The organism is Arthrobacter sp. JUb115 (genome assembly GCF_004365035.1).
Lineage (GTDB): Bacteria > Actinomycetota > Actinomycetes > Actinomycetales > Micrococcaceae > Glutamicibacter.
Map to the genome: position 1 here is coordinate 283,659 of NZ_SOBS01000003.1, position 19,582 is coordinate 303,240.

Annotated in this window: 26 protein-coding genes and 1 pseudogene; 23 read left to right on the forward strand and 4 right to left on the reverse strand. The window is 58.2% G+C overall.

Annotated elements, in window-relative coordinates; translation table 11 throughout:
- The first annotated feature begins 2 nt into the window (after positions 1-2).
- From rplX to rplQ, 17 genes and pseudogenes are all read left to right on the forward strand, one after another.
- A complete protein-coding gene (rplX, locus tag EDF61_RS06850; protein WP_013349673.1) occupies positions 3-347 on the forward strand; it encodes a 50S ribosomal protein L24 in 345 nt (114 codons plus the stop codon).
- On the forward strand, positions 347-916 hold the full coding sequence (rplE, locus tag EDF61_RS06855; protein WP_038992189.1) for a 50S ribosomal protein L5: 570 nt from the start codon (positions 347-349) through the stop codon (positions 914-916). The genes rplX and rplE overlap by 1 nt, the downstream gene beginning before the upstream one ends.
- A 57-nt stretch (positions 917-973) precedes the next feature.
- Positions 974-1,372 (forward strand): 30S ribosomal protein S8, encoded by a 399-nt coding sequence (rpsH, locus tag EDF61_RS06860; RefSeq protein ID WP_013349671.1) that lies wholly within the window; start codon positions 974-976, stop codon positions 1,370-1,372.
- A 20-nt stretch (positions 1,373-1,392) separates the two neighbouring features.
- Positions 1,393-1,929 carry a 50S ribosomal protein L6 gene (gene rplF, locus EDF61_RS06865; protein WP_105657655.1) on the forward strand — a complete coding sequence of 179 codons (537 nt, stop codon included), beginning with the start codon at positions 1,393-1,395 and terminating at the stop codon, positions 1,927-1,929.
- 2 nt (positions 1,930-1,931) lie between these two features.
- Positions 1,932-2,303, forward strand: a complete 372-nt coding sequence (rplR, locus tag EDF61_RS06870) for a 50S ribosomal protein L18 (protein ID WP_105657654.1) — start codon at positions 1,932-1,934, stop codon at positions 2,301-2,303.
- Between the two features lie 29 nt (positions 2,304-2,332).
- Complete coding sequence (gene rpsE, locus EDF61_RS06875) at positions 2,333-3,010, forward strand: 30S ribosomal protein S5 (RefSeq protein ID WP_181148849.1); 678 nt, start codon at positions 2,333-2,335, stop codon at positions 3,008-3,010.
- Positions 3,011-3,013: 3 nt separating this feature from the next.
- Positions 3,014-3,220, forward strand: coding sequence for a 50S ribosomal protein L30 (gene rpmD, locus EDF61_RS06880; protein WP_073705901.1), 207 nt, complete (start codon positions 3,014-3,016; stop codon positions 3,218-3,220).
- Between the two features lie 2 nt (positions 3,221-3,222).
- Positions 3,223-3,675, forward strand: a complete 453-nt coding sequence (gene rplO / locus EDF61_RS06885) for a 50S ribosomal protein L15 (protein WP_105657652.1) — start codon at positions 3,223-3,225, stop codon at positions 3,673-3,675.
- Between the two features lie 256 nt (positions 3,676-3,931).
- Positions 3,932-5,236, forward strand: coding sequence for a preprotein translocase subunit SecY (gene secY / locus EDF61_RS06890; RefSeq protein WP_105657651.1), 1,305 nt, complete (start codon positions 3,932-3,934; stop codon positions 5,234-5,236).
- Complete coding sequence (locus EDF61_RS06895) at positions 5,233-5,805, forward strand: adenylate kinase (RefSeq protein ID WP_105657650.1); 573 nt, start codon at positions 5,233-5,235, stop codon at positions 5,803-5,805. Before secY ends, EDF61_RS06895 begins: the two co-directional genes overlap by 4 nt.
- Positions 5,806-5,950: 145 nt before the next feature.
- A complete protein-coding gene (gene map / locus EDF61_RS06900) occupies positions 5,951-6,784 on the forward strand; it encodes a type I methionyl aminopeptidase (RefSeq protein ID WP_133833629.1) in 834 nt (277 codons plus the stop codon).
- 230 nt (positions 6,785-7,014) lie between these two features.
- Positions 7,015-7,236 (forward strand): translation initiation factor IF-1, encoded by a 222-nt coding sequence (infA, locus tag EDF61_RS06905; RefSeq protein ID WP_013349662.1) that lies wholly within the window; start codon positions 7,015-7,017, stop codon positions 7,234-7,236.
- Between the two features lie 125 nt (positions 7,237-7,361).
- Complete coding sequence (gene rpmJ, locus EDF61_RS06910) at positions 7,362-7,475, forward strand: 50S ribosomal protein L36 (protein WP_013349661.1); 114 nt, start codon at positions 7,362-7,364, stop codon at positions 7,473-7,475.
- 148 nt (positions 7,476-7,623) lie between these two features.
- Positions 7,624-7,998 carry a 30S ribosomal protein S13 gene (rpsM, locus tag EDF61_RS06915; protein WP_105657648.1) on the forward strand — a complete coding sequence of 125 codons (375 nt, stop codon included), beginning with the start codon at positions 7,624-7,626 and terminating at the stop codon, positions 7,996-7,998.
- Between the two features lie 43 nt (positions 7,999-8,041).
- A complete protein-coding gene (gene rpsK, locus EDF61_RS06920) occupies positions 8,042-8,443 on the forward strand; it encodes a 30S ribosomal protein S11 (protein WP_038992179.1) in 402 nt (133 codons plus the stop codon).
- Positions 8,444-8,613: 170 nt separating this feature from the next.
- Complete coding sequence (locus tag EDF61_RS06925) at positions 8,614-9,615, forward strand: DNA-directed RNA polymerase subunit alpha (protein ID WP_105657647.1); 1,002 nt, start codon at positions 8,614-8,616, stop codon at positions 9,613-9,615.
- 82 nt (positions 9,616-9,697) lie between these two features.
- A pseudogene (gene rplQ / locus EDF61_RS06930) lies at positions 9,698-10,138 on the forward strand (50S ribosomal protein L17); the annotation flags it as partial.
- Between the two features lie 165 nt (positions 10,139-10,303).
- Here the strand turns inward: rplQ and EDF61_RS06935 are convergent.
- Positions 10,304-10,744, reverse strand: a complete 441-nt coding sequence (locus EDF61_RS06935) for a hypothetical protein (protein ID WP_133833631.1) — start codon at positions 10,742-10,744, stop codon at positions 10,304-10,306.
- Between the two features lie 127 nt (positions 10,745-10,871).
- Positions 10,872-11,324, reverse strand: a complete 453-nt coding sequence (locus EDF61_RS06940) for a hypothetical protein (RefSeq protein ID WP_133833632.1) — start codon at positions 11,322-11,324, stop codon at positions 10,872-10,874.
- A gap of 168 nt (positions 11,325-11,492) precedes the next feature.
- Here EDF61_RS06940 and truA point away from each other — a divergent pair, with 168 nt between their 5' ends.
- The 6 genes from truA to EDF61_RS06970 all read left to right on the forward strand — a co-directional run bounded on the left by truA (position 11,493) and on the right by EDF61_RS06970 (position 17,540).
- Positions 11,493-12,428, forward strand: a complete 936-nt coding sequence (gene truA / locus EDF61_RS06945) for a tRNA pseudouridine(38-40) synthase TruA (protein WP_286172137.1) — start codon at positions 11,493-11,495, stop codon at positions 12,426-12,428.
- A 325-nt stretch (positions 12,429-12,753) separates the two neighbouring features.
- Positions 12,754-13,197, forward strand: coding sequence for a 50S ribosomal protein L13 (rplM, locus tag EDF61_RS06950; protein ID WP_105657642.1), 444 nt, complete (start codon positions 12,754-12,756; stop codon positions 13,195-13,197).
- 38 nt (positions 13,198-13,235) lie between these two features.
- Entirely contained in the window at positions 13,236-13,736 is a 501-nt protein-coding gene (gene rpsI, locus EDF61_RS06955) for a 30S ribosomal protein S9 (RefSeq protein WP_060702200.1), read from the forward strand.
- Positions 13,737-13,905: 169 nt separating this feature from the next.
- Positions 13,906-15,252: a phosphoglucosamine mutase gene (gene glmM, locus EDF61_RS06960; protein ID WP_105657641.1), complete on the forward strand. Its 1,347-nt coding sequence runs from the start codon at positions 13,906-13,908 to the stop codon at positions 15,250-15,252.
- Positions 15,253-15,400: 148 nt separating this feature from the next.
- On the forward strand, positions 15,401-16,774 hold the full coding sequence (locus EDF61_RS06965; RefSeq protein WP_133833633.1) for a UDP-glucose dehydrogenase family protein: 1,374 nt from the start codon (positions 15,401-15,403) through the stop codon (positions 16,772-16,774).
- 46 nt (positions 16,775-16,820) lie between these two features.
- Complete coding sequence (locus EDF61_RS06970; RefSeq protein WP_133833634.1) at positions 16,821-17,540, forward strand: SDR family NAD(P)-dependent oxidoreductase; 720 nt, start codon at positions 16,821-16,823, stop codon at positions 17,538-17,540.
- A gap of 13 nt (positions 17,541-17,553) precedes the next feature.
- Here EDF61_RS06970 and EDF61_RS06975 read toward each other — a convergent pair whose 3' ends face one another.
- Positions 17,554-19,002 (reverse strand): NAD(P)H-hydrate dehydratase, encoded by a 1,449-nt coding sequence (locus EDF61_RS06975; RefSeq protein ID WP_166650718.1) that lies wholly within the window; start codon positions 19,000-19,002, stop codon positions 17,554-17,556.
- Positions 19,003-19,163: 161 nt separating this feature from the next.
- Positions 19,164-19,514 (reverse strand): holo-ACP synthase, encoded by a 351-nt coding sequence (locus EDF61_RS06980; protein ID WP_105657637.1) that lies wholly within the window; start codon positions 19,512-19,514, stop codon positions 19,164-19,166.
- Positions 19,515-19,582: the final 68 nt, after the last annotated feature.

Genomic DNA, 19,582 nt, shown 5'->3' on the forward strand with positions numbered 1-19,582 from the left:
CCATGGGCGCAAAGATCAAGAAGGGTGACCTGGTTCAGGTCATCGCTGGCAAGGAACGTGGCTTGCAGGGCAAGGTCCTGAAGGTCATTACCGAGTCCAACCGCGTGCTGGTCGAAGGCGTTAACCGCGTCACCAAGCACACCAAGGCAGGTCAGACCGAATCCGGTTCGACCACCGGCGGCATCGAGGTTGTTGAGGCTCCAGTGCACGTTTCCAACGTTGCAGTGGTTGACCCAGAGACCAAGAAGCCAACCCGCGTCGGCTTCCGCGAGGAAACCGTAGAAAAGAACGGCGTGTCCAAGACTGTACGCGTTCGTTACGCCAAGGCTTCCGGAAAGGATCTGTAATGACTGAAGCAGCCACCAAGATCCAGCCACGTCTGAAGGCTAAGTACGCAGCTGACATCCGCCCTGCCCTGCAGGAGCAGTTCAACTACGCCAACCCAATGCAGGTACCATCCCTGACCAAGGTTGTCGTGAACATGGGTGTTGGCGAAGCAGCCAAGGACTCGAAGCTCATTGAAGGCGCCGTACGCGACCTGACCGCAATTACCGGTCAGAAGCCAGTGGTTACCAAGGCCCGCAAGTCGATCGCACAGTTCAAGCTGCGCGAAGGCATGCCAATCGGTACCCACACCACCCTGCGTAACGATCGCATGTGGGAATTCGTCGACCGCCTGATCACCCTGGCACTGCCTCGTATCCGCGACTTCCGCGGCTTGAGCGACCGCCAGTTCGATGGCAATGGCAACTACACTTTCGGTCTGACCGAACAGTCGATGTTCCATGAAATCGATGTGGACAAGGTTGACCGCGTACGTGGTATGGACATCACTGTCGTTACCACCGCCAAGACTGATGACGAAGGCCGTGCCTTGCTTAAGGCTCTGGGCTTCCCATTCAAGACCAACAACTAATCTCACTACGTTACAGGTCCGCTAAGGAAACCGTAACGAGGAAGGGCTGAAGCCCACATGTCTATGACAGATCCAGTCGCAGATATGCTGACTCGTCTGCGCAACGCCAACTCGGCTTACCACGACACTGTGTCGATGCCGTCGAGCAAGCTGAAAGTGCGCATTGCTAACATCCTCAAGGAACAGGGCTACATCGCCTCGTTCGAGGAAGTTGCAGCAGAAGTCGGCAAGACTCTGACTATCACTTTGAAGTACGGCCCATCGCGCGAGCGTTCGATCGCTGGCGTACGCCGTATCTCCAAGCCAGGTCTTCGCGTTTACGCAAAGTCCACCAACCTGCCTCACGTGCTCGGTGGTCTTGGTATCGCTATCCTGTCCACCTCCTCCGGTCTGCTTACTGACCGTCAGGCTGCAAAGAAGGGCGTGGGTGGGGAAGTCCTCGCCTACGTCTGGTAACGGGAAAGGGGAAACATACAATGTCACGTATTGGACGTCTTCCGATTTCCGTACCTGCCAACGTTGAGTTGAACGTCGACGGCCAGCTGGTCGCCGTCAAGGGTCCTAAGGGTGAACTTTCGATCACCGTTAAGGCTCCAATCACCGTTGCCAAGGACGAGAACACTGTTACCGTCAGCCGCCCGAACGACTCCCGCGAGGCTCGTTCGCTGCACGGTCTGACCCGTACCTTGATCAGCAACATGATCACTGGTGTAACCGATGGTTACGAGAAGAAGCTCGAAATCCACGGTACCGGTTACCGCGTACAGGCTAAGGGTGCCGAGCTGGAGCTTGCTCTGGGCTACTCGCACCCAGTGAAGGTTGCTGCCGTTGAAGGCATCACCTTCTCGGTCGAGGGCAACAACAAGATCACCGTTGCCGGTATCGACAAGCAGCACGTCGGTGAAGTTGCCGCTAACATCCGCAAGCTGCGCAAGACCGAGCCTTACAAGGGCAAGGGCATTCGCTACGCTGGCGAGATCATCCGCCGCAAGGTCGGAAAGGCTGGTAAGTAATCATGGCTATCGGAATCAAGGGCAAGAGCAAGTCCGCTCAGCGCGGTCGTCGTCATCAGCGTTTGCGCAAGCACATCGTTGGTACCTCCGTTCGTCCACGCCTGGTTGTCAACCGCTCGGCTCGTCACATCTTCGTACAGATCGTAGACGACTCGCAGGGTATCACCCTGGCCAGCGCATCGACCATGGAAGCAGATCTTCGCGCAAGCGATGCCGACAAGACCGCAAAGTCCAAGCGCATTGGTGAGCTCGTTGCAGAGCGCGCCAAGGCTGCTGGCATCGAAGCAGTTGTCTTCGACCGCGGTGGCAACAAGTACCACGGTCGCGTGGCTGCTGTTGCTGACGGCGCACGTGAAGGTGGGCTGGCACTGTGAGCGAAGCAACTAACAAGAAGGAAACTCAGGTGTCTGAAGCTACTGAAGCAGTCGAGACTGCATCGGCTCCCGCTACCGAGAACGCAGGATCCCGTCGCGGCGAAGGCCGCGGTCGTGGTGAAGGCCGTGGACGTGGCGAAGGCCGCGGTCGTGGTCGTGACCAGAAGGATAGCCGCAACGAAGACAAGGACAAGTTCCTTGAGCGCGTTGTAGCTATCAACCGCGTCTCCAAGGTCGTCAAGGGTGGTCGTCGCTTCAGCTTCACCGCACTTGTGGTCGTTGGCGACGGCAACGGTATGGTCGGCGTTGGCTACGGTAAGGCCAAGGAAGTTCCTGCTGCTATCGCAAAGGGCGTAGAAGAGGCCAAGAAGTCCTTCTTCCGCGTTCCACGCGTTGGCACCACCATTCCACACCTGGTCAAGGGTGAGGCCGCCGCTGGCGTTGTCTTGCTCCGTCCAGCAGCTCCTGGTACCGGTGTTATCGCCGGTGGCCCAGTGCGCGCCGTGTTGGAGTGCGCAGGCATCCACGACATCCTGTCGAAGTCGATGGGTTCGCAGAACCAGATCAACATCGTTCAGGGCACCATTGCTGCACTGAAGGCTCTGGAAGAGCCTGAAGCTGTTGCAGCTCGCCGCGGTCTTCCGCTGGACGAGGTTGCACCAGCAGCAATGCTGCGTCACATCCAGGCCCAGAAGGCAGGTGCTTAATCAATGGCTAAGAACATTGTTCCAAGCGATGCCAAGCTGGCAATCACCCAGGTCAAGTCCATCATTGGTGGAAACCAGAGCCAGCGCGACGTTGTTCGCTCGCTGGGTCTGAAGCGCATCGGTCACACCGTTGTTCGCACCGCCGATCCTGTGACTGTTGGCATGGTCAACAAGGTCCCACACCTGCTGAAGGTCGAGGAGGCGAAGTAGAGATGGCTGAAGAAAAAGCACTTAAGGTTCACCACCTGCGCCCAGCTGAGGGTGCCAAGACCGCTAAGACCCGCGTGGGTCGCGGTGAGGGCTCCAAGGGTAAGACCGCAGGTCGCGGTACCAAGGGTACCAAGGCTCGTTACCAGGTGAAGGCAGGCTTCGCAGGTGGTCAGCTTCCGCTGCACATGCGTCTGCCAAAGCTGCGCGGCTTCAAGAACCCATTCCGCGTCGAGTTCCAGGTTGTAAACCTGGACAAGATCTCGGAACTGTTCCCAGAAGGTGGCGAAGTCACCGTCGAGGCACTGGTTGCCAAGGGCGCCGTTCGCAAGAACCAGCCTGTCAAGGTGCTGGGCACCGGCGACATCACGGTTAAGGTTGACGTGAAGGTTAACGCCTTCTCGACTTCCGCTTCCGAGAAGATCGCTGCTGCTGGCGGCTCGGCAAACACCCTCTAATACAGGGTCAAGCCTTTGAATGGTCCCGGTTCGCGTTGAGCAATCAACGTGAACCGGGACTTTCTTTTTCTCTCGGCGAAACATTCTAAGATTTCTTATAATTGCTTGGCTGATTAGTCGGTTTAGGATCATTCCTGCAAACATTTGTGTGCATTTCGTGTGGCGCATTTGGCAGGATTGCCTAACAGACCGCTAGAATCGTTAGGTCTGGGAAGAATCTCTTCCTCAGGCTCAAGCACTTACTTCAGGAGGACGCTTGTTCAGCGCCATAGCCCGAGTTTTTCGGACGCCTGATCTGCGCAACAAGTTGCTGTTCACGCTTGGGATCATTGCGATCTATCGTGTCGGTGTATTCATTCCCGCTCCGGGCATTGATTACAGCAACGTTCAGCAGTGTCTGGCAATGGGTGAAACCACCGGTGGACTTTATTCATTCGTGAACCTGTTCAGCGGCGGCGCCCTGTTGCAGGTCTCGGTTTTCGCAATGGGAATCATGCCGTACATTACTGCGGCAATTATCGTCCAGTTGCTGCGTGTGGTGATCCCGCACTTCGAGGCCCTGCACAAGGAAGGCCAGGCCGGCCAGGCCAAGATGACGCAATACACGCGTTACCTGACCATCGCCTTGGCACTGCTTCAGGGAACCACCTTGGTCACCCTGGCCCGTACCGGCAGCCTGTTCCCAAGCTGCACCCTTCCGCTGGTCCCGGATGACTCGTTGATTGTCATCCTGCTGATGATCATCACCCTTACCGCAGGCACCGGCCTGATCATGTGGATGGGCGAGTTGATCACCGAGCGCGGCATCGGCAACGGCATGTCCATCCTGATCTTCATCTCCATCGCTTCGGGCTTCCCATCCTCGATGGGCGCCATCTTCCAGGCGCAGGGCATCATGACCTTCATTGGCGTGCTGCTGGTGGGCTTGTTGATTGTAGCCCTGGTGGTCTTCGTCGAGCAGTCCCAGCGACGTGTTCCGGTGCAGTACGCCAAGCGCACCGTGGGACGCCGCACCGTGGGCGGCACCTCCACCTATATTCCATTGAAGCTGAATATGGCGAACGTGATCCCAGTGATCTTCGCCAGCTCCATCCTGGCTTTGCCGCAGATGATCGTTCAGTTCAACCAGAACGATGACGGCACCTTGCCCCAGTGGGCGATGTGGCTGCAGGAGCACTCGGCAACTTCATCGCCGTGGTACATGCTGGTGTACACCTTGATGATCATCGGCTTCACCTACTTCTATGTTGCGATTACCTTCAACCCTGAAGAGGTCGCCGACAACATGAAGAAGTACGGCGGATTCATTCCGGGCATTCGTGCTGGTCGTCCGACCGCCGATTACCTGCAGTACGTGATTTCCCGTATTACCTTCCCGGGCGCGTTGTACCTTGCGTTCGTTGCGTTGATCCCGCTGATTGCCTTCGTGCTGTTCAACGCTGACCAAAGCTTCCCATTTGGCGGTACATCGATCCTGATTATGGTTGGTGTGGGTTTGGAAACCGTCAAGCAAATCAATGCTCAAATGCAGCAACGGAACTATGAAGGGCTTCTGCGATGAGTCGACTGCTTATTATTGGACCACCCGGTGCCGGCAAAGGCACCCAGGCCGTAAAGATCTCCGAGCGCTTGGACATTGTCGCCATCTCGACCGGCGACATCTTCCGTGCCAACGTCAAGGGCGGAACCCCGCTGGGTCTCGAAGCCAGCAAGTACATTGACAACGGAGACTTTGTCCCTGATTCGGTCACCAACAACATGGTTGAAGACCGCCTGAACCAGGACGACGTCGCCAAGGGCTTCCTGCTCGATGGCTACCCGCGCACCAGTGCGCAGGTGGACGCGCTGGATGCGATGCTGGCCAACAAGGGCATCGCCCTGGACGCAGTGCTGCAGCTGACCGCTGATGACGACGAGCTGGTAGCCCGTCTGCTGAAGCGTGCGCAGATCGAAGGCCGCGCCGATGACACCGAAGAGGTCATCCGCCACCGCCTGGGCCTGTACAACGACGAGACCCGCGTCGTTGTGGAGCGCTACGAGGAACGCGGCATCGTGCGCAAGGTCGACGGCCTGGGCGCTATCGACGAAGTCACCGAGCGTGTTCTTGCAGCGTTGAACGTCAACGCCTAGACACAAGCGTTACAACGCGCAGGGACCGTGCAGCAACAATGGATGTTGCAGCCCGGTCCCTGCGCACTTTTTGCATTGATGGACCTTGCGGTTGCCGGCAGCGGCACACGGCAAGGACATCACACTTTGAGGCAGGGGAATCACATTGGCTTTAGGACAGCCGAAAATCGAGTACAAATCCAACTCCGAGATCCTGAAGATGCGCCAGGCCGGATTGGTGCTGGCTGAAGCGCTGGACGAAGCCGTTGCGATGGCTCGGCCCGGGGTGCGGACCGAAGAGATCAACCAGGCCTTTGGCAAGGTGCTCGAACGCCACAACGCGACCAGCAACTTCCTTGGCTACCATGGCTTCCCAGCGAACATCTGCGCTTCGGTCAATCACGAGGTAGTCCACGGCTTCCCATCGGACTACGAGCTGAGGGACGGCGACGTGCTGAAGATCGATGGCGGCGCCATCATCGACGGCTGGCACTCCGACTCGGCACGCACCGTGCTGGTGGGCGAGAACATCGACCCAGCTGACCAGCGCCTGAGCGACATCACCGAGCAGGCCATGTGGGCCGGCATCGCCGCGGCGGCCAACGCACGCTTCATCGGCCAGATCGGCCAGGCCATCGATGACTTCGTCACCAGCCAGCCAGGCGACGAGCTGGGCATCCTCGAGGATTACTGCGGCCATGGCATCGGTTCGCAGATGCACATGGCACCGGATGTGCTGAACTACAACTCGGGGCACCGCGGCCCACGCATCAAGCCGGGCATGTGCTTGGCCATCGAGCCAATGCTGGTTCGCGGTGGCATCGAAACCTCCGTGCTGGAAGACGACTGGACTGTTGTCACCAACGACAAGTCCAACGCCTCGCAGTGGGAGCACACCGTGGCATTCCACATGGGCGGCATCTGGGTATTGACCGCGCACGATGGGGGAGCGGCCGGACTGGCCCCATTCGGCGTGACCCCATCGCCGATCCAGGGCTAGCACCAGCCTGGAAATCATCGGATCCAGTACGCCACATGGCTGTGGCGTGCTGGATCTAACATTTTAAATGTCAATGAACGATTGGCACTGTGTGGACTAATGCCGTATCGTTGTTTGTTGGTTCCTGATTTAATTGCGCCTAAAACCCTCGGGTTTTCGGTACAGGGATCAAGGACCAGAACCAATTACTTGTTGGTGGAAATTGCCAACAAAAAAAGTTAGCGGGGAAAATGGGCAAGAAGGAAGGCGTCATCCAGGTAGAGGGCACCGTCTCGGAAGCACTGCCGAACGCGATGTTCCGCGTGGAGCTGCCGAATGGACACGTAGTGCTCGCCACTATCTCGGGTAAGATGCGTCAGCACTACATTCGAATCCTCCCAGAGGACCGAGTGCAGGTTGAAATGAGCCCATACGACCTCAACCGAGGTCGCATCGTTTACCGCTACAAGTAAATCTGCAGAATCCAAGACTTTCCCAGCGTGCGCAGCGCAATCTTGTGCTACGGCCGCTGAATGATGTTCTTGGGCAAAGCTTTTTACTGCTCCACATTTAACTGCAACCGCAAAAGGACAAAGCCTTGAAGGTTAACCCTAGCGTGAAGCCGATCTGCGACAAGTGCAAGGTGATCCGTCGTAACGGCGTGGTCATGGTGATCTGCGAGAACCCACGCCACAAGCAGCGTCAGGGCTAATTCCGTTTTTACGGGATTCCCACGCGTAGTCAATTAGGCAGTATCAGCTAGGACGAAAGTCCTGGTGTACCCCCGGATTCGGAGGCCGGGGCCGTGAGCAATCACGGAAGGTACTGCTCCAGACCTCCGTTCGTTGAAAGGTAGCCACTTGGCTCGTTTAGCAGGCGTGGACATTCCACGCGAGAAGCGCGTAATTATCGCGCTGACTTACATCTACGGCGTGGGCAAGACCCGTGCAGAAGAGACCATCGCAGCGACCGGCATCAGCCCGGACACTCGCGTCAAGGATCTCACCGATGACCAGCTCGTGCAGCTGCGCGACTTCGTCGAAGGCACCTACAAGGTTGAAGGTGACCTGCGCCGTGAGGTTCAGGCTGACATTCGCCGCAAGGTTGAGATCGGATCCTACGAAGGTATTCGTCACCGTAAGGGCCTGCCGGTCCGCGGTCAGCGCACCAAGACCAACGCACGTACCCGTAAGGGCCCGAAGCGTACCGTCGCAGGTAAGAAGAAGACTCGCTAAATCTTAGCGATCTAGTTCAAATACTTTTTTCGTAGGAGAAGAAATGCCCCCAAAGACTCGTGGAGCGGTACGTAAGCCGCGTCGCAAGGACAAAAAGAATATTGCGCAGGGACAGGCGCATATCAAGAGCACCTTCAACAACACCATCGTATCGATCACCGATCCGACTGGCGCTGTTATCTCGTGGGCTTCGGCCGGCGAGGTAGGCATGAAGGGTTCGCGCAAGTCGACCCCATACGCTGCCCAGATGGCTGCTGAGTCCGCTGCAAAGCGCGCTCAGGAGCACGGCATGCGCAAGGTTGACGTTTTCGTCAAGGGCCCAGGCTCGGGACGCGAAACCGCGATCCGTTCGCTGCAGGCTGCTGGCCTTGAGGTTGGATCCATCCAGGATGTTTCCCCAAGCGCTCACAACGGTTGCCGCCCATCGAAGCGTCGCCGCGTCTAATTGATTCGCTAGGCTTAGCCTAAGAAGTCACCGAAGCATTCACTCGTGGGTGCTCCGGTGACTGTCTTGGACTTATTAGCCTGCAAAAAGACGAACGGCCACCTCAGGCTACCGTCGTTTCCACCCCCGTGAGGCGTCATATAGCGGACGCTCGCTGAAAGGAAATGTAAGTGCTCATTACGCAGCGCCCAACCCTGACCGAAGAAGTAGTTGCCGAAAACCGCTCCCGGTTCGTTATCGAACCACTGGAGCCAGGCTTTGGCTACACCCTTGGTAACTCGCTCCGCCGTACCCTGCTCTCTTCGATTCCTGGTGCTTCTGTCACCAGTGTTCGAATTGACGGTGTACTGCATGAGTTCACCACCGTAGCCGGTGTCAAGGAAGATGTCACCGAACTGGTCTTGAACATCAAGAACCTGTCAGTATCTTCCGAGCACGACGAGCCAGTCGTTGCCTACCTGCGCAAGCAGGGCCCGGGCATCGTTACTGCAGCGGACATCACCCCTCCAGCAGGTGTGGAGTTCCACAACCCTGATCTGCACATCGCCACCCTCAACGCCAATGGCAAGTTCGACATGGAACTGACCATTGAGCGCGGCCGTGGCTATGTGTCTGCCGCTCAGAACAAGAACATTGATGGCGAGATCGGTCGAATCCCAGTTGATTCGATCTACTCCCCAGTGTTGAAGGTGACCTTCCGCGTGGAAGCAACCCGTGTCGAGCAGCGCACCGACTTCGATCGTTTGATCGTTGACGTGGAGACCAAGGAATCGATCACCCCGCGCGATGCAGTTGCATCCGCAGGTACCACCCTGGTTGAGCTGTTCGGTTTGTTCCGCGAACTGAACACTCAGGCTGAAGGTATCGAAATCGGTCCATCGCCAACCGATGCAGCTATGGCTGCTGACATGGCGCTGCCGATCGAGGATCTGGAACTCACCGTTCGTTCGTACAACTGCTTGAAGCGTGAGGGCATCCACTCTGTGGGTGAACTCGTAACCCGCTCCGAGGCCGACTTGATGGACATCCGCAACTTCGGTGCGAAGTCCATTGACGAAGTCAAGGCCAAGCTGGTTGAACTGGGTCTGGCCCTGAAGGATTCCCCTCCAGGCTTCGATCTGGCCGCTCGTAGCGCCATCGACGATGGCGACGAATACGACGAAGGTCTGTAAGACCCGCGTCTAGCGACACACTACTTCATCCGACTGAACGAAATATTCGTCCAGTACGGGTTATTCATCTAGGAGAACCACAATGCCTACCCCTACCAAGGGTCCGCGTCTCGGCGGCAGTGCAGCACATGAGCGATTGATTTTCGCTAACATGTCGGCACAGCTCTTCGAGAACAAGAAGATCACCACCACCCTGACCCGTGCCAAGCGTCTGCGTCCACACGCAGAGCGCCTGATCACCTTCGCTAAGCGCGGAGACCTGGCTTCGCGTCGCCGCGTCCAGGCCGTCATCGCTTCGCGTTCGCGCACCAACAAGTCGATCGTTCACGAACTGTTCGAGAACATCGCACCAGCAATGGCAAACCGCGAGGGTGGCTACACCCGCATCACCAAGATCGGTAACCGCAAGGGCGACAACGCTCCTATGGCTGTTATCGAGCTCGTGATGGAGCCAGTTTCGCCAAAGCAGGCTGTCGTCAAGGAAGCCACCAAGGCTACCGAGAAGGCTGCTGAGACCGAAGAGGCCTAAGCCCCTTCGAGCTAATGCTCTCTCGCCTGCAAAGGCGAAAAAGATTCCCGTTGGATCCGCAAGGAACCAACGGGAATCTTTTTTATGCCTGTTTGCGTGAAGACGCGGGTGATCTTGCCCGTCAGTTGGAGGGCAGGGGCATCCGCATCTTGGAATTGCCTAGCTGAACGAATCCATGTCCGGGCAAGCCGTATTCAGGTATTCGGTAGCCTCGGAAGCCTCAGCCGTATCCAGTTCGGCGATCTTCTGCGAAATTTCCATCATGTTGCTGCTGTTGCCCTCAGCCATCAGGCCAGCCATTTTCTTGGTCTGCTCCGATGCCGCATTCAAGGACGTGGCAAGCTTGTTGTCCTTCGTGTTCTCAGCGGCTTCGCCCAGGATGGAATCAAACTCGTTCATGATCTCGGCATAAGCCGATGTATCGCCAGCCAAGAGCTCAGCGCTGGAGTCCTCCGCCTTCTTCTGCAGTCCGCGTTCAGCCACCTGGTCGTTGATGTAAACGCAGGTTTCCTCGGTGGACAGTTTGCCTGCACTGCAACCAGTGAGCATGACAGATGCAAGGGTGAGCGCAGCGGCAGATGCCGCGAACTTTTTCAACATGGAGATCCTTAGACGATGATGATCCGATGGCCCAGCACGTGAGGCACCGATAAGTACCTGTTTATTCTATAATCAGGAGTTATTGCAGGCAGTGTATGACATGAGCGGATCGGCAAGCAGCGGTTTCCTAAGAAGCGGACGGATCAGGTTCAGAAGCGGAAGCTGGGCACGTTTCACGCACATAGTCGGTGTATCGATCTTGCAGTCCGCCCTCGGCTGCCTCAACGTCTGACGCGAGCGTTGGATCGTCAAAGGAGCGATTGGCAATGAGGTCAATGAAGTCTTGGTAGTTTTCGATTTCGGACCGCAATGCAGTGCGCAAGTGCCTATTGCCAGTTTGCTCGGAGACTTCCCGGTAGATGCCGATGGCTGTTTCCAAAGCCTCAATCGCAGGTTGTGAATTCTGCGCAAGAATTCCCATATATGCCAGCGCCCACTTTTCCTCGATGAAATGCTCTACGGCCGGTTCATTAATGAGGGCGCATGATTGCTTTGTGCTCAGCTGTCCCGAACTGCAACCACTTAAGCAGAGCGGGACAGCAGCGGATATCGCGATAAAGCTAACTGCATTCCTGAACATGGCGAGACCTTAGAACGTTGCTAGTGAACCAGCCGCCTGCGCGGCAGGTCCGTGGAATGCACATAGGCTACTCCCGGCAGCAGCTCTCGTTTTGGCGCCTGTGGATAACGGCGTGAAGGCGGGCACTTGATTCGACGGTTGCACGTCTGCTTACGCATAATTGAATACATGAGTACTCAGCCAGAAAGCATCGATCCAATGGGCACCACCGCATTGGGGGCCACTGCAGCACCAGCATGGATCCGCATGCGCATGGTGCTCGGATACGACGGTGCCGCCTATAGCGGTTGGGCTCGCCAGCCCAATGTCTTGGGCGTGCAGCAGCTGGTTGAAGAGGCCCTGGAAATGATGATCCGGCGCCGCGTGCGCGTGGTTGTTGCCGGACGCACCGATGCAGGTGTGCATGCCCGCCACCAGGTGGTGCACTTCGATTTGACCGAGGAAGAATACGCGGGACTGCCACGCAAGGCGCCCTTGGCTCCCGGTCCTGCGCTCGTACGCCGCATCAACGGCATCCTTGGCCGTCAAGATGGTGCCGTTTGGGTGCATGAAGCCGAACGCGCACCAGAAGGCTTCGATGCCCGCTTCTCCGCGCTGGCCCGCCGCTACTCCTACCGGATTGCCGATGGGCAGCAGCGCTGGGATCCACTGACCCGGCACCTGACCACGTGGCACCGTGAAGAGCTGGATGTCGAGGCGATGAATCGCGAGGCGCAAAGCGTGCTGGGCCGCCACGACTTCTTGACCTACTGCAAGCCCCGTCCGCATGCCACGACCATTCGTACCCTGCAGGAATTCACCTTCACCCGTGGAGCCGACGGCTTGGTACTGGCCCATTTGAAGGCCGATGCCTTCTGCCACAACATGGTCCGTGCGCTAATCGGTGCCGCGATGATGGTGGGGGACGGGCGTGAGCAACCGGGGTTCCTGGCCCAGCGGCTGGAACAGATGGTCCGCGACTCCAAGACCAAGCTTTCGCACCCGCGGGCCCTGGTCCTCGAAGAGGTCTACTACCCAGAGGTTGAAGAACTGGCGGAACGAGCACTCCTGACCCGCGCACGGCGAACCGAAGCTGAGGTTGACGAAGCCTGCATGGAAAGCTGATTAGCCGATAATCCCCGGGATCTTAAGGGTGTTGTTGCTCACGACGTACATGCTTTTTTGGCCGGAAACACTTTAATCCGCTAAACTTTTATGAGTTGTGTATGTCCACGTTCGACACTACACGCCCAAGCGTGACGGCTTAGTTGCATAGTCGCTGGTCTGCTGGGTGTGCGAACAATATATGGACGGCCGGTTATCATCAGTCCTCACCTGGCGTACTGGTCTAAACACAAGAACAACACGACAGTGCCTGTCACTGGGGGATCTCACCGCCTTCAGCCAAGCGACTGTTTGACCAGAAACGAATCAACGTAAGGCAATTACTGTGCGTACGTACACCCCAAAGCCGGCTGACCAGACTCGTCAGTGGTTTGTCATTGACGCCACCGACGTAGTACTCGGCCGTCTCGCCGTCCAGGCCGCAACCCTGCTGCGCGGCAAGCACAAGCCAACCTATGCTGCACACATGGACATGGGCGACCATGTCATCATCATCAATGCAGACAAGGTTGCACTGACCGGTAAGAAGCTGCTGAACAAGCGCGCTTACCGCCACTCCGGTTTCCCAGGTGGCCTGAAGAGCATCAACTACGCAGACCTGCTGGAAAAGAACCCAGTACTGGCTGTTGAGAAGGCCATCAAGGGCATGCTGCCTAAGAACAAGCTTTCCGATGCCCAGCTGTCGAAGCTGAAGGTCTACCGCGGCGCCGAGCACCCACACGCTGCTCAGTCGCCAAAGGCACTGGAAATCACCCAGGTCGCTCAGTAGTCCTGGCCCCGAGAAGAAATACTTAATAGGAGATTATCGTGGCTCAGAACGCTGAAGAAACCACTGAATTCGAAGGCGAGACCCCTTCGACTTACACCACCGAGACCTCTGCTTCGGCTGTAGTTGCCGAAACCGAGCGCGCTCCGCTTACCGTTCCAGGTGCAGCAGTTGGCCGTCGCAAGCAGGCTATCGCCCGCGTTCGCCTGGTACCAGGCACCGGCAAGTGGACCGTTAACGGTCGCACCCTGGAGAACTTCTTCCCTAACAAGCTGCACCAGCAGGACGTCAACGAGCCTTTCAAGATCCTTGGTCTTGAGGGTGCTTACGACGTTATCGCTCGTATCAACGGTGGCGGCATTTCCGGCCAGGCCGGTGCACTGCGTTTGGGTATCGCTCGCTCGCTGAACGAGATCGATCGCGATGCAAACCGCGCCACCCTGAAGAAGGCTGGCTACTTGACTCGTGACGCACGCGTCATCGAGCGCAAGAAGGCTGGTCTGAAGAAGGCACGTAAGGCTTCGCAGTTCTCGAAGCGCTAAACCTTGCTTCAAGGTCTTTCCAAAGGCCCTGGCATCCTGCAAAGGACGCCGGGGCCTTTGGCCTTTTAACGCCGAAGACTGCAAGATCCCAGTAATCTTTTCTCATCTCACTGCCAATGCGGGACTTTAAGCCGTATAAATCAATGCAGAGGGCATATGATTGAAGGCGATGGCAAGGTTATTTGGGACCGATGGGGTCCGAGGAAAAGCAAACGAACTGTTAACTCCCGAGCTCGCGCTGGAACTGGCGCAGGCGGCATCGGTGGTGCTGGGCTTGAGCCAGCCAGAGGACGGCTACAAGCCGGTCGCTGTGGTTGCCAAGGACCCGCGCATCAGTGGTGACTTCCTGTCTGCCGCAATTGAGGCCGGCCTGGCCGCCTCCGGCGTAGACGTCATGGATGCCGGCACGCTGCCGACTCCTGCGGCGGCATTCCTGGTAGGGGACCTGAACGCCGATTTCGGTGTCATGATCTCCGCCTCGCACAACGCGGCTCCGGATAACGGTATTAAGTTCTTAGCCCGTGGCGGCAAGAAGCTGGACGATGCGCTGGAAGATGCCATCGAAGCCTGCTTGAAGATGCCAAAGCCACGCCCAACCGGCGGTGAGGTAGGTCGAGTCTCGCGTTTCGCCGACGCTGAGGACCGCTACATCATGCACCTGCTGCAGGCCCTGCCCAACCGGCTGGATGGCATGAAGGTAGTTCTGGACTGCGCCCACGGCGCTGCTTCGGGCTGCTCCCCAGAGGTGTTCAAGGCTGCCGGCGCCGAGATCGTCGTGATTGGCGCAGATCCAGACGGCATCAACATCAATGACGGCTACGGCTCCACCCACCTGGAGAAGCTGCAGGCCGCTGTGCTGGAGCACGGCGCGGACCTGGGCATCGCGCACGACGGCGACGCTGACCGCTGTCTTGCAGTAGACCATGAAGGCACCGTCGTCGACGGTGACCAGATCATGGCCGTCATGGCACTGGACATGAAGGACCGCGGCGAACTCAAGGACAACACCCTGGTTGCCACCGTGATGAGCAACCTCGGCCTGACCCTGGCCATGGAAGCAGCAGGCATCACTGTTAAGCAGACCGGCGTGGGTGACCGCTACGTGCTCGAAGGCATGCGCGAAGGCGATTACTCCCTGGGTGGCGAGCAATCCGGCCACGTGATCTTCTCCAAGCACGCCACCACCGGCGACGGCGTGCTGACCGGCCTGATGATTGCGGCCCGCGTGAAGGCTACCGGCAAGACCCTGAAGGAACTTGCTGCCGTGCTGACCGTCCTGCCACAGGTCCTGATCAACGTACGCGGCGTAGACAAGGCCAGCGTTCCAGAATGCGAACCGCTGCAGCGGGCAATTGCCGCTGCTGAGGCACGCTTGGGCACCACCGGCCGTGTGCTGCTGCGTCCATCGGGGACCGAGCCAGTAGTTCGCGTCATGGTCGAGGCAGCTACCCACGAGCAGGCCCAGGCCGAAGCCGAAGCCCTGGCAGGATCGGTCAAGGAGCATCTGGCCCTCTAGGCCCAGTGGCTTCCCAGCAACCAACACGTAAATATCAAGAAAACTCACACCCCCGCAGCGCGTTCCACGCCGGAACACGCTGCGGGGGTGTGGCATGCTAACTAATAGAAACTGATATCGGTTCGCGTTCTCGGAGAGAAGGACTTTCGTGACTTTACGCATCAGCGTGATCGGCACCGGCTACCTCGGTGCAACCCATGCCGCCTGCATGGCTGAACTGGGCTATGAAGTCATTGGACTGGACGTAGACAAAGCCAAGCTGGAAGCACTGGCCGCTGGCGTTCTGCCCTTCCACGAGCCAGGCCTGCCAGAACTGCTGCGCAAGCATGTGGCCTCCGGACGCCTGCGCTTCACCGACAGCTACGCAGAAGTCGCTGCCGGCGCGGATATCCACTTCATCACCGTGGGCACCCCGCAGCGCGCCGACTCGCAATCCGCAGACATGTCCTACGTAGACGGTGCCGTGGATTCGCTGCTGGAGCACATCACCGGCGAAGCGCTGATTGTCGGCAAGTCCACCGTGCCGGTATGCACCGCACGCCGGCTGAGCGAGAAAATTGCCCAAGACGCCAAGAACGGAAGCAGCATCGCGCTGGCATGGAATCCGGAGTTCCTTCGAGAAGGCTTCGCCGTCCAGGATACCCTGCGCCCCGATCGCCTGGTCTACGGCCTGGAGCATGAACGCGGACTGGAACTGCTGCGCAAAGTCTATGCACCGATCCTTGCCTTGGATACTCCGGAGATCGCCACGGACCTGGAGACTGCAGAACTGGTCAAGGTTGCAGCCAACGCCTTCCTGGCTACCAAGATTTCTTTCATCAACGCCTTTGCCGAGGTGACTGAAACCGTAGGCGGCGACATCAAGGTCCTTGCCGACGCCATTGGCCACGATAAGCGCATTGGACGCCGCTTCCTGAACGCTGGAGTGGGCTTCGGCGGCGGTTGCCTGCCCAAGGACATTCGAGCCCTCCAAGCACGCGTCAGCGAACTTGGCCTGAGCCAGACCATGGGCTTCTTGGCTGAAGTCGACCAGATCAATTTGCGCCGCCGTGACCGCGTGGTCTCGCTGGCCTCGCACATGCTGGGCAATGAGCTGGCAGGCAAGCATGTTTGCGTACTTGGCGTGACCTTCAAGCCGAACAGCGATGATGTGCGGGACTCGCCAGCACTGGATATCGCCGTCCGCCTGTACAACGAGGGCGCTGAAGTCTCGGTCTACGACCCAGAAGGCAACGCCAACGCTGCCGGCCGCTTCCCGCGCTTGAACTACGTTGATTCCTTCAAGGAAGCGGCGAAGGATGCGGACCTGACCTTGGTGCTGACCGAATGGAATGAATTCCGCGAACTGAATCCGTCGGATCTGGAAGACGTAGTGGCCAACAAGCAGCTGATTGACGGGCGCAACGTCCTGGACCGCCCTGAATGGCGGAATCAGGGCTGGACTGTTACCGGTCCGGGTGAATACTTCGAGCTGGGCAACATGGCTCCGGCAACTACCTCGATTCCGGTACAGGCTTCCTGAAGCTAGCTGCGGTACGCGACCGCAACTGCAAGAGAGGGGGAGCCGCATGGCATACACTGTGGTCACCGGCGGTGGTCGTGGCTTAGGAGCCGCGATTGCGGTGCGTCTAGCCACCGACCGCAACTTGATCATCGGCTACAGGCAGGATGAGAAATCGGCGCAGGCAGTGGCAGATAAAGTCCGTGAGCTCGGCGCTATTTGCCATGTCCTGCAGATCGACTGCGCCAATGAAGAATCAGTGGCAAGGTTCTTCGCCCGAGTGAAGGACATTGGTGAACTTGAAGGACTGGTAAACAACGCGGGATCAGCGACGGCCATCGGAAATCTGGCAGACAACGAGTTGACCGATATCGCCGCGGATCTGAACGTGAATCTTCTGGGCCCAATTACCTGCATTAAATATGCGCTGCCCCTGCTCCAGTCACATGGCGGTGGTGCAATCGTGAACATTTCATCGGTGGCGGCTGAATCCGGAAGCCCCTTCACGTACGTGCATTACGCTGCAGCCAAGGCCGGAGTAGAAGCCTTGACAGTGGGACTGTCCAAGGAACTGGCTAAGGACGGCATCCGAGTGAATGCGGTTAGCCCGGGAACGCTTTGGACTGAATTCCATAAGGATCCACAGCGCCCTGCGCAAATCGCCGAGACGATCCCGATGGGACGCGCAGGCAAGCCGACAGAAGTAGCCGGTGCGGTGGCTTGGCTATTGTCTAGCGAAGCCGCCTACACCACCGGCAGCGTTCTCAAAGTTTCTGGCGGCCTCTAGAGGGACCCAGAGCCTAGAAGCCGAACTGCTTCATGACCTTAGGCAGGTTCTCGATCAGGCGCGAAGCATTGACAGTTCCCTCTGAAGCGGTCACCCGGCCCAGGTGGCCATGAATGTAAGCGGCACACGCGGTCAGTTCCATCATGCGGCGGTTAGGCACGGTTCGCAGGCCTTCGGTGCCCGTGAGCGAGCTGTCGGAGAGCATGTAGCCCAGGATGCCGGTCAGGACATCGCCGCTGCCTGCAGTGGCCAATTCTGGTGCCGAGTGGCTCACCATCAGGCTGTCGCCATTGGGGGCCACAATGTAGCTGGTTGGTCCCTTGAGCAGGACCACGGCGTTGTATGCCAGGGCGGCCCACCGGGTCCAGCGAATCGGGTCTTGGGAAATCTCATCGGGAGTGATCTTCACTCCAGCGCGGCTGAGCAGCATGCGCAGTTCCTTGGCATGAGGCGTCAGCACGCGAGGCTGCTCGCTTGGGCCGGCAGGAACGACTTCCAATCCGGACGCGTCAATTACGGCCGGCTGCGGGCTGGCAAAGACATCAGCGATGGCGCCAGTCGGGGGAGTGCGTCCATCCAAGCCCGGGCCAATGGCCCAAGCCTTGATCTTGGCGCCCTTGCCGTGAATCTGACGGCGGGAGGAAGACAGCGCTTCCTTGATCTGCTCATCATCCAGTGGCACGGACTCCGGCACGGCGACGGCCATGAGCGGCTGAATGGATTCTGGCACGTGGGTGCGAAGCAATCCGACGCCGCAGGCTACAGCGGCCTTGGCGGTCAGCTGAGCAGCTCCGGGATAAAGGCCGGAACCGGCGATGAGTCCCAGGACTCCACGCTGGTACTTGTGCCGTCCGGCATCCCTCCAAGAGCGGTGCTGGTCCAGCAGCTCGCGAGTGGCCACCTCGTCCACAAGCTGCGTTCCAGCTTGGACGGAAGAAAAGTCGAATTCGAGATCTGCCACGGTAATGTCACCGGTAACCAGCGGTCCGTCTACAGACAGAAGACCGGATTTCATGGCACCGAAAGTTACCGTGCGTTCTGCGCGAAGAACAGAGTCCTGCGCAACGCCCGTTTCAGGATCCAGGCCTGAAGGAATATCGCATGCCAGCACCCGTGCGCCAGCAGGAAGCTTCGGCAAATCAGAGCCGGCACGGTATCCAAGGCCGTAGATGGCGTCAATAATGAGCGAGGCATTAGCTAATTCGCCTTGACCGTCGGAGAGGTCCAGCACGGTACCGCCGGCAGCTTGATATGCTGCAGCACCTTCGGCATGGATCTGTTCGTGGCACTGCAGAGCCAGAGTGGAAATCTTCTGCAGTTGGAGCTCTGCCAGTGCATACAAGCCATCTCCACCGTTGTTGCCCGGGCCGATAAGCGCCACCACGAAAGCCGGATCGGCGCTGGAATTCTCGGTTAGCATGGCGACTGCCGTTGAAGCCAAATGGGCGGCTGCTTGCTTCATTAAGCTGGTCTCGCCCCGCTTGGAGTTCTCCTGGGCTTCAACCGCACGAATTTGCGCAACACTGTAGACAGGAATCATAAGACAAACAATACTCAAGGCACCTGTGCGATGCCCTATTTAATGAGATGCGTGTCGTTATTCTTTCGTCGTGGCGTTGGTGCCTAGCGTTCTGCAACCACCATTGCGATAGCCATATCTCCATCGTGGGACATGGTCAGATGCCATGATTTGATGCCACGCAGCTCGCTGGCAGCGGCCACTGAACCAGTGTTGTGAACCTGGGGATCACCGGCTTCATCTTTGCGGATAGTGCAGTCCTGCCAGTTCATGCCCGCAGGAGCTCCCAGTGCCTTGGCGATGGCTTCCTTGGCCGCGAAGCGGGCCGCCAGGGATCGCAGGGGCAGGCCCCGCTCTTCTTCGGTGAAGAGCCGTTCACGCAAGCGTGGAGTCTTCTCGAGCTGGCGGCCAAAACGCGGCACATCAACGATGTCCACTCCAATTCCTGCAATCATGCCTATCAGTTTATCCAGTGCTTGCAGGGCATAAAAATTGCGGGCATTCTCGGAAAGGGAATGCCCGC

Excerpts from the sequence above, each read along its gene's own strand:
- rplR (WP_105657654.1), top strand. The coding sequence starts at position 1,932 with ATGGCTATCGGAATCAAGGGCAAGAGCAAGTCCGCTCAGCGCGGTCGT.
- truA (WP_286172137.1), top strand. The coding sequence starts at position 11,493 with ATGAGTACTCAGCCAGAAAGCATCGATCCAATGGGCACCACCGCATTG.
- EDF61_RS06940 (WP_133833632.1), bottom strand. The coding sequence starts at position 11,324 with ATGTTCAGGAATGCAGTTAGCTTTATCGCGATATCCGCTGCTGTCCCG.
- EDF61_RS06980 (WP_105657637.1), bottom strand. The coding sequence starts at position 19,514 with ATGATTGCAGGAATTGGAGTGGACATCGTTGATGTGCCGCGTTTTGGC.
- EDF61_RS06970 (WP_133833634.1), top strand. The coding sequence starts at position 16,821 with ATGGCATACACTGTGGTCACCGGCGGTGGTCGTGGCTTAGGAGCCGCG.
- rplF (WP_105657655.1), top strand. The coding sequence starts at position 1,393 with ATGTCACGTATTGGACGTCTTCCGATTTCCGTACCTGCCAACGTTGAG.
- rpmD (WP_073705901.1), top strand. The coding sequence starts at position 3,014 with ATGGCTAAGAACATTGTTCCAAGCGATGCCAAGCTGGCAATCACCCAG.
- rpsK (WP_038992179.1), top strand. The coding sequence starts at position 8,042 with ATGCCCCCAAAGACTCGTGGAGCGGTACGTAAGCCGCGTCGCAAGGAC.
- EDF61_RS06895 (WP_105657650.1), top strand. The coding sequence starts at position 5,233 with ATGAGTCGACTGCTTATTATTGGACCACCCGGTGCCGGCAAAGGCACC.
- rplO (WP_105657652.1), top strand. The coding sequence starts at position 3,223 with ATGGCTGAAGAAAAAGCACTTAAGGTTCACCACCTGCGCCCAGCTGAG.
- rplE (WP_038992189.1), top strand. The coding sequence starts at position 347 with ATGACTGAAGCAGCCACCAAGATCCAGCCACGTCTGAAGGCTAAGTAC.
- glmM (WP_105657641.1), top strand. The coding sequence starts at position 13,906 with ATGGCAAGGTTATTTGGGACCGATGGGGTCCGAGGAAAAGCAAACGAA.
- EDF61_RS06935 (WP_133833631.1), bottom strand. The coding sequence starts at position 10,744 with ATGTTGAAAAAGTTCGCGGCATCTGCCGCTGCGCTCACCCTTGCATCT.
- EDF61_RS06975 (WP_166650718.1), bottom strand. The coding sequence starts at position 19,002 with ATGAAGCAAGCAGCCGCCCATTTGGCTTCAACGGCAGTCGCCATGCTA.
- infA (WP_013349662.1), top strand. The coding sequence starts at position 7,015 with ATGGGCAAGAAGGAAGGCGTCATCCAGGTAGAGGGCACCGTCTCGGAA.
- rplX (WP_013349673.1), top strand. The coding sequence starts at position 3 with ATGGGCGCAAAGATCAAGAAGGGTGACCTGGTTCAGGTCATCGCTGGC.
- rpsH (WP_013349671.1), top strand. The coding sequence starts at position 974 with ATGTCTATGACAGATCCAGTCGCAGATATGCTGACTCGTCTGCGCAAC.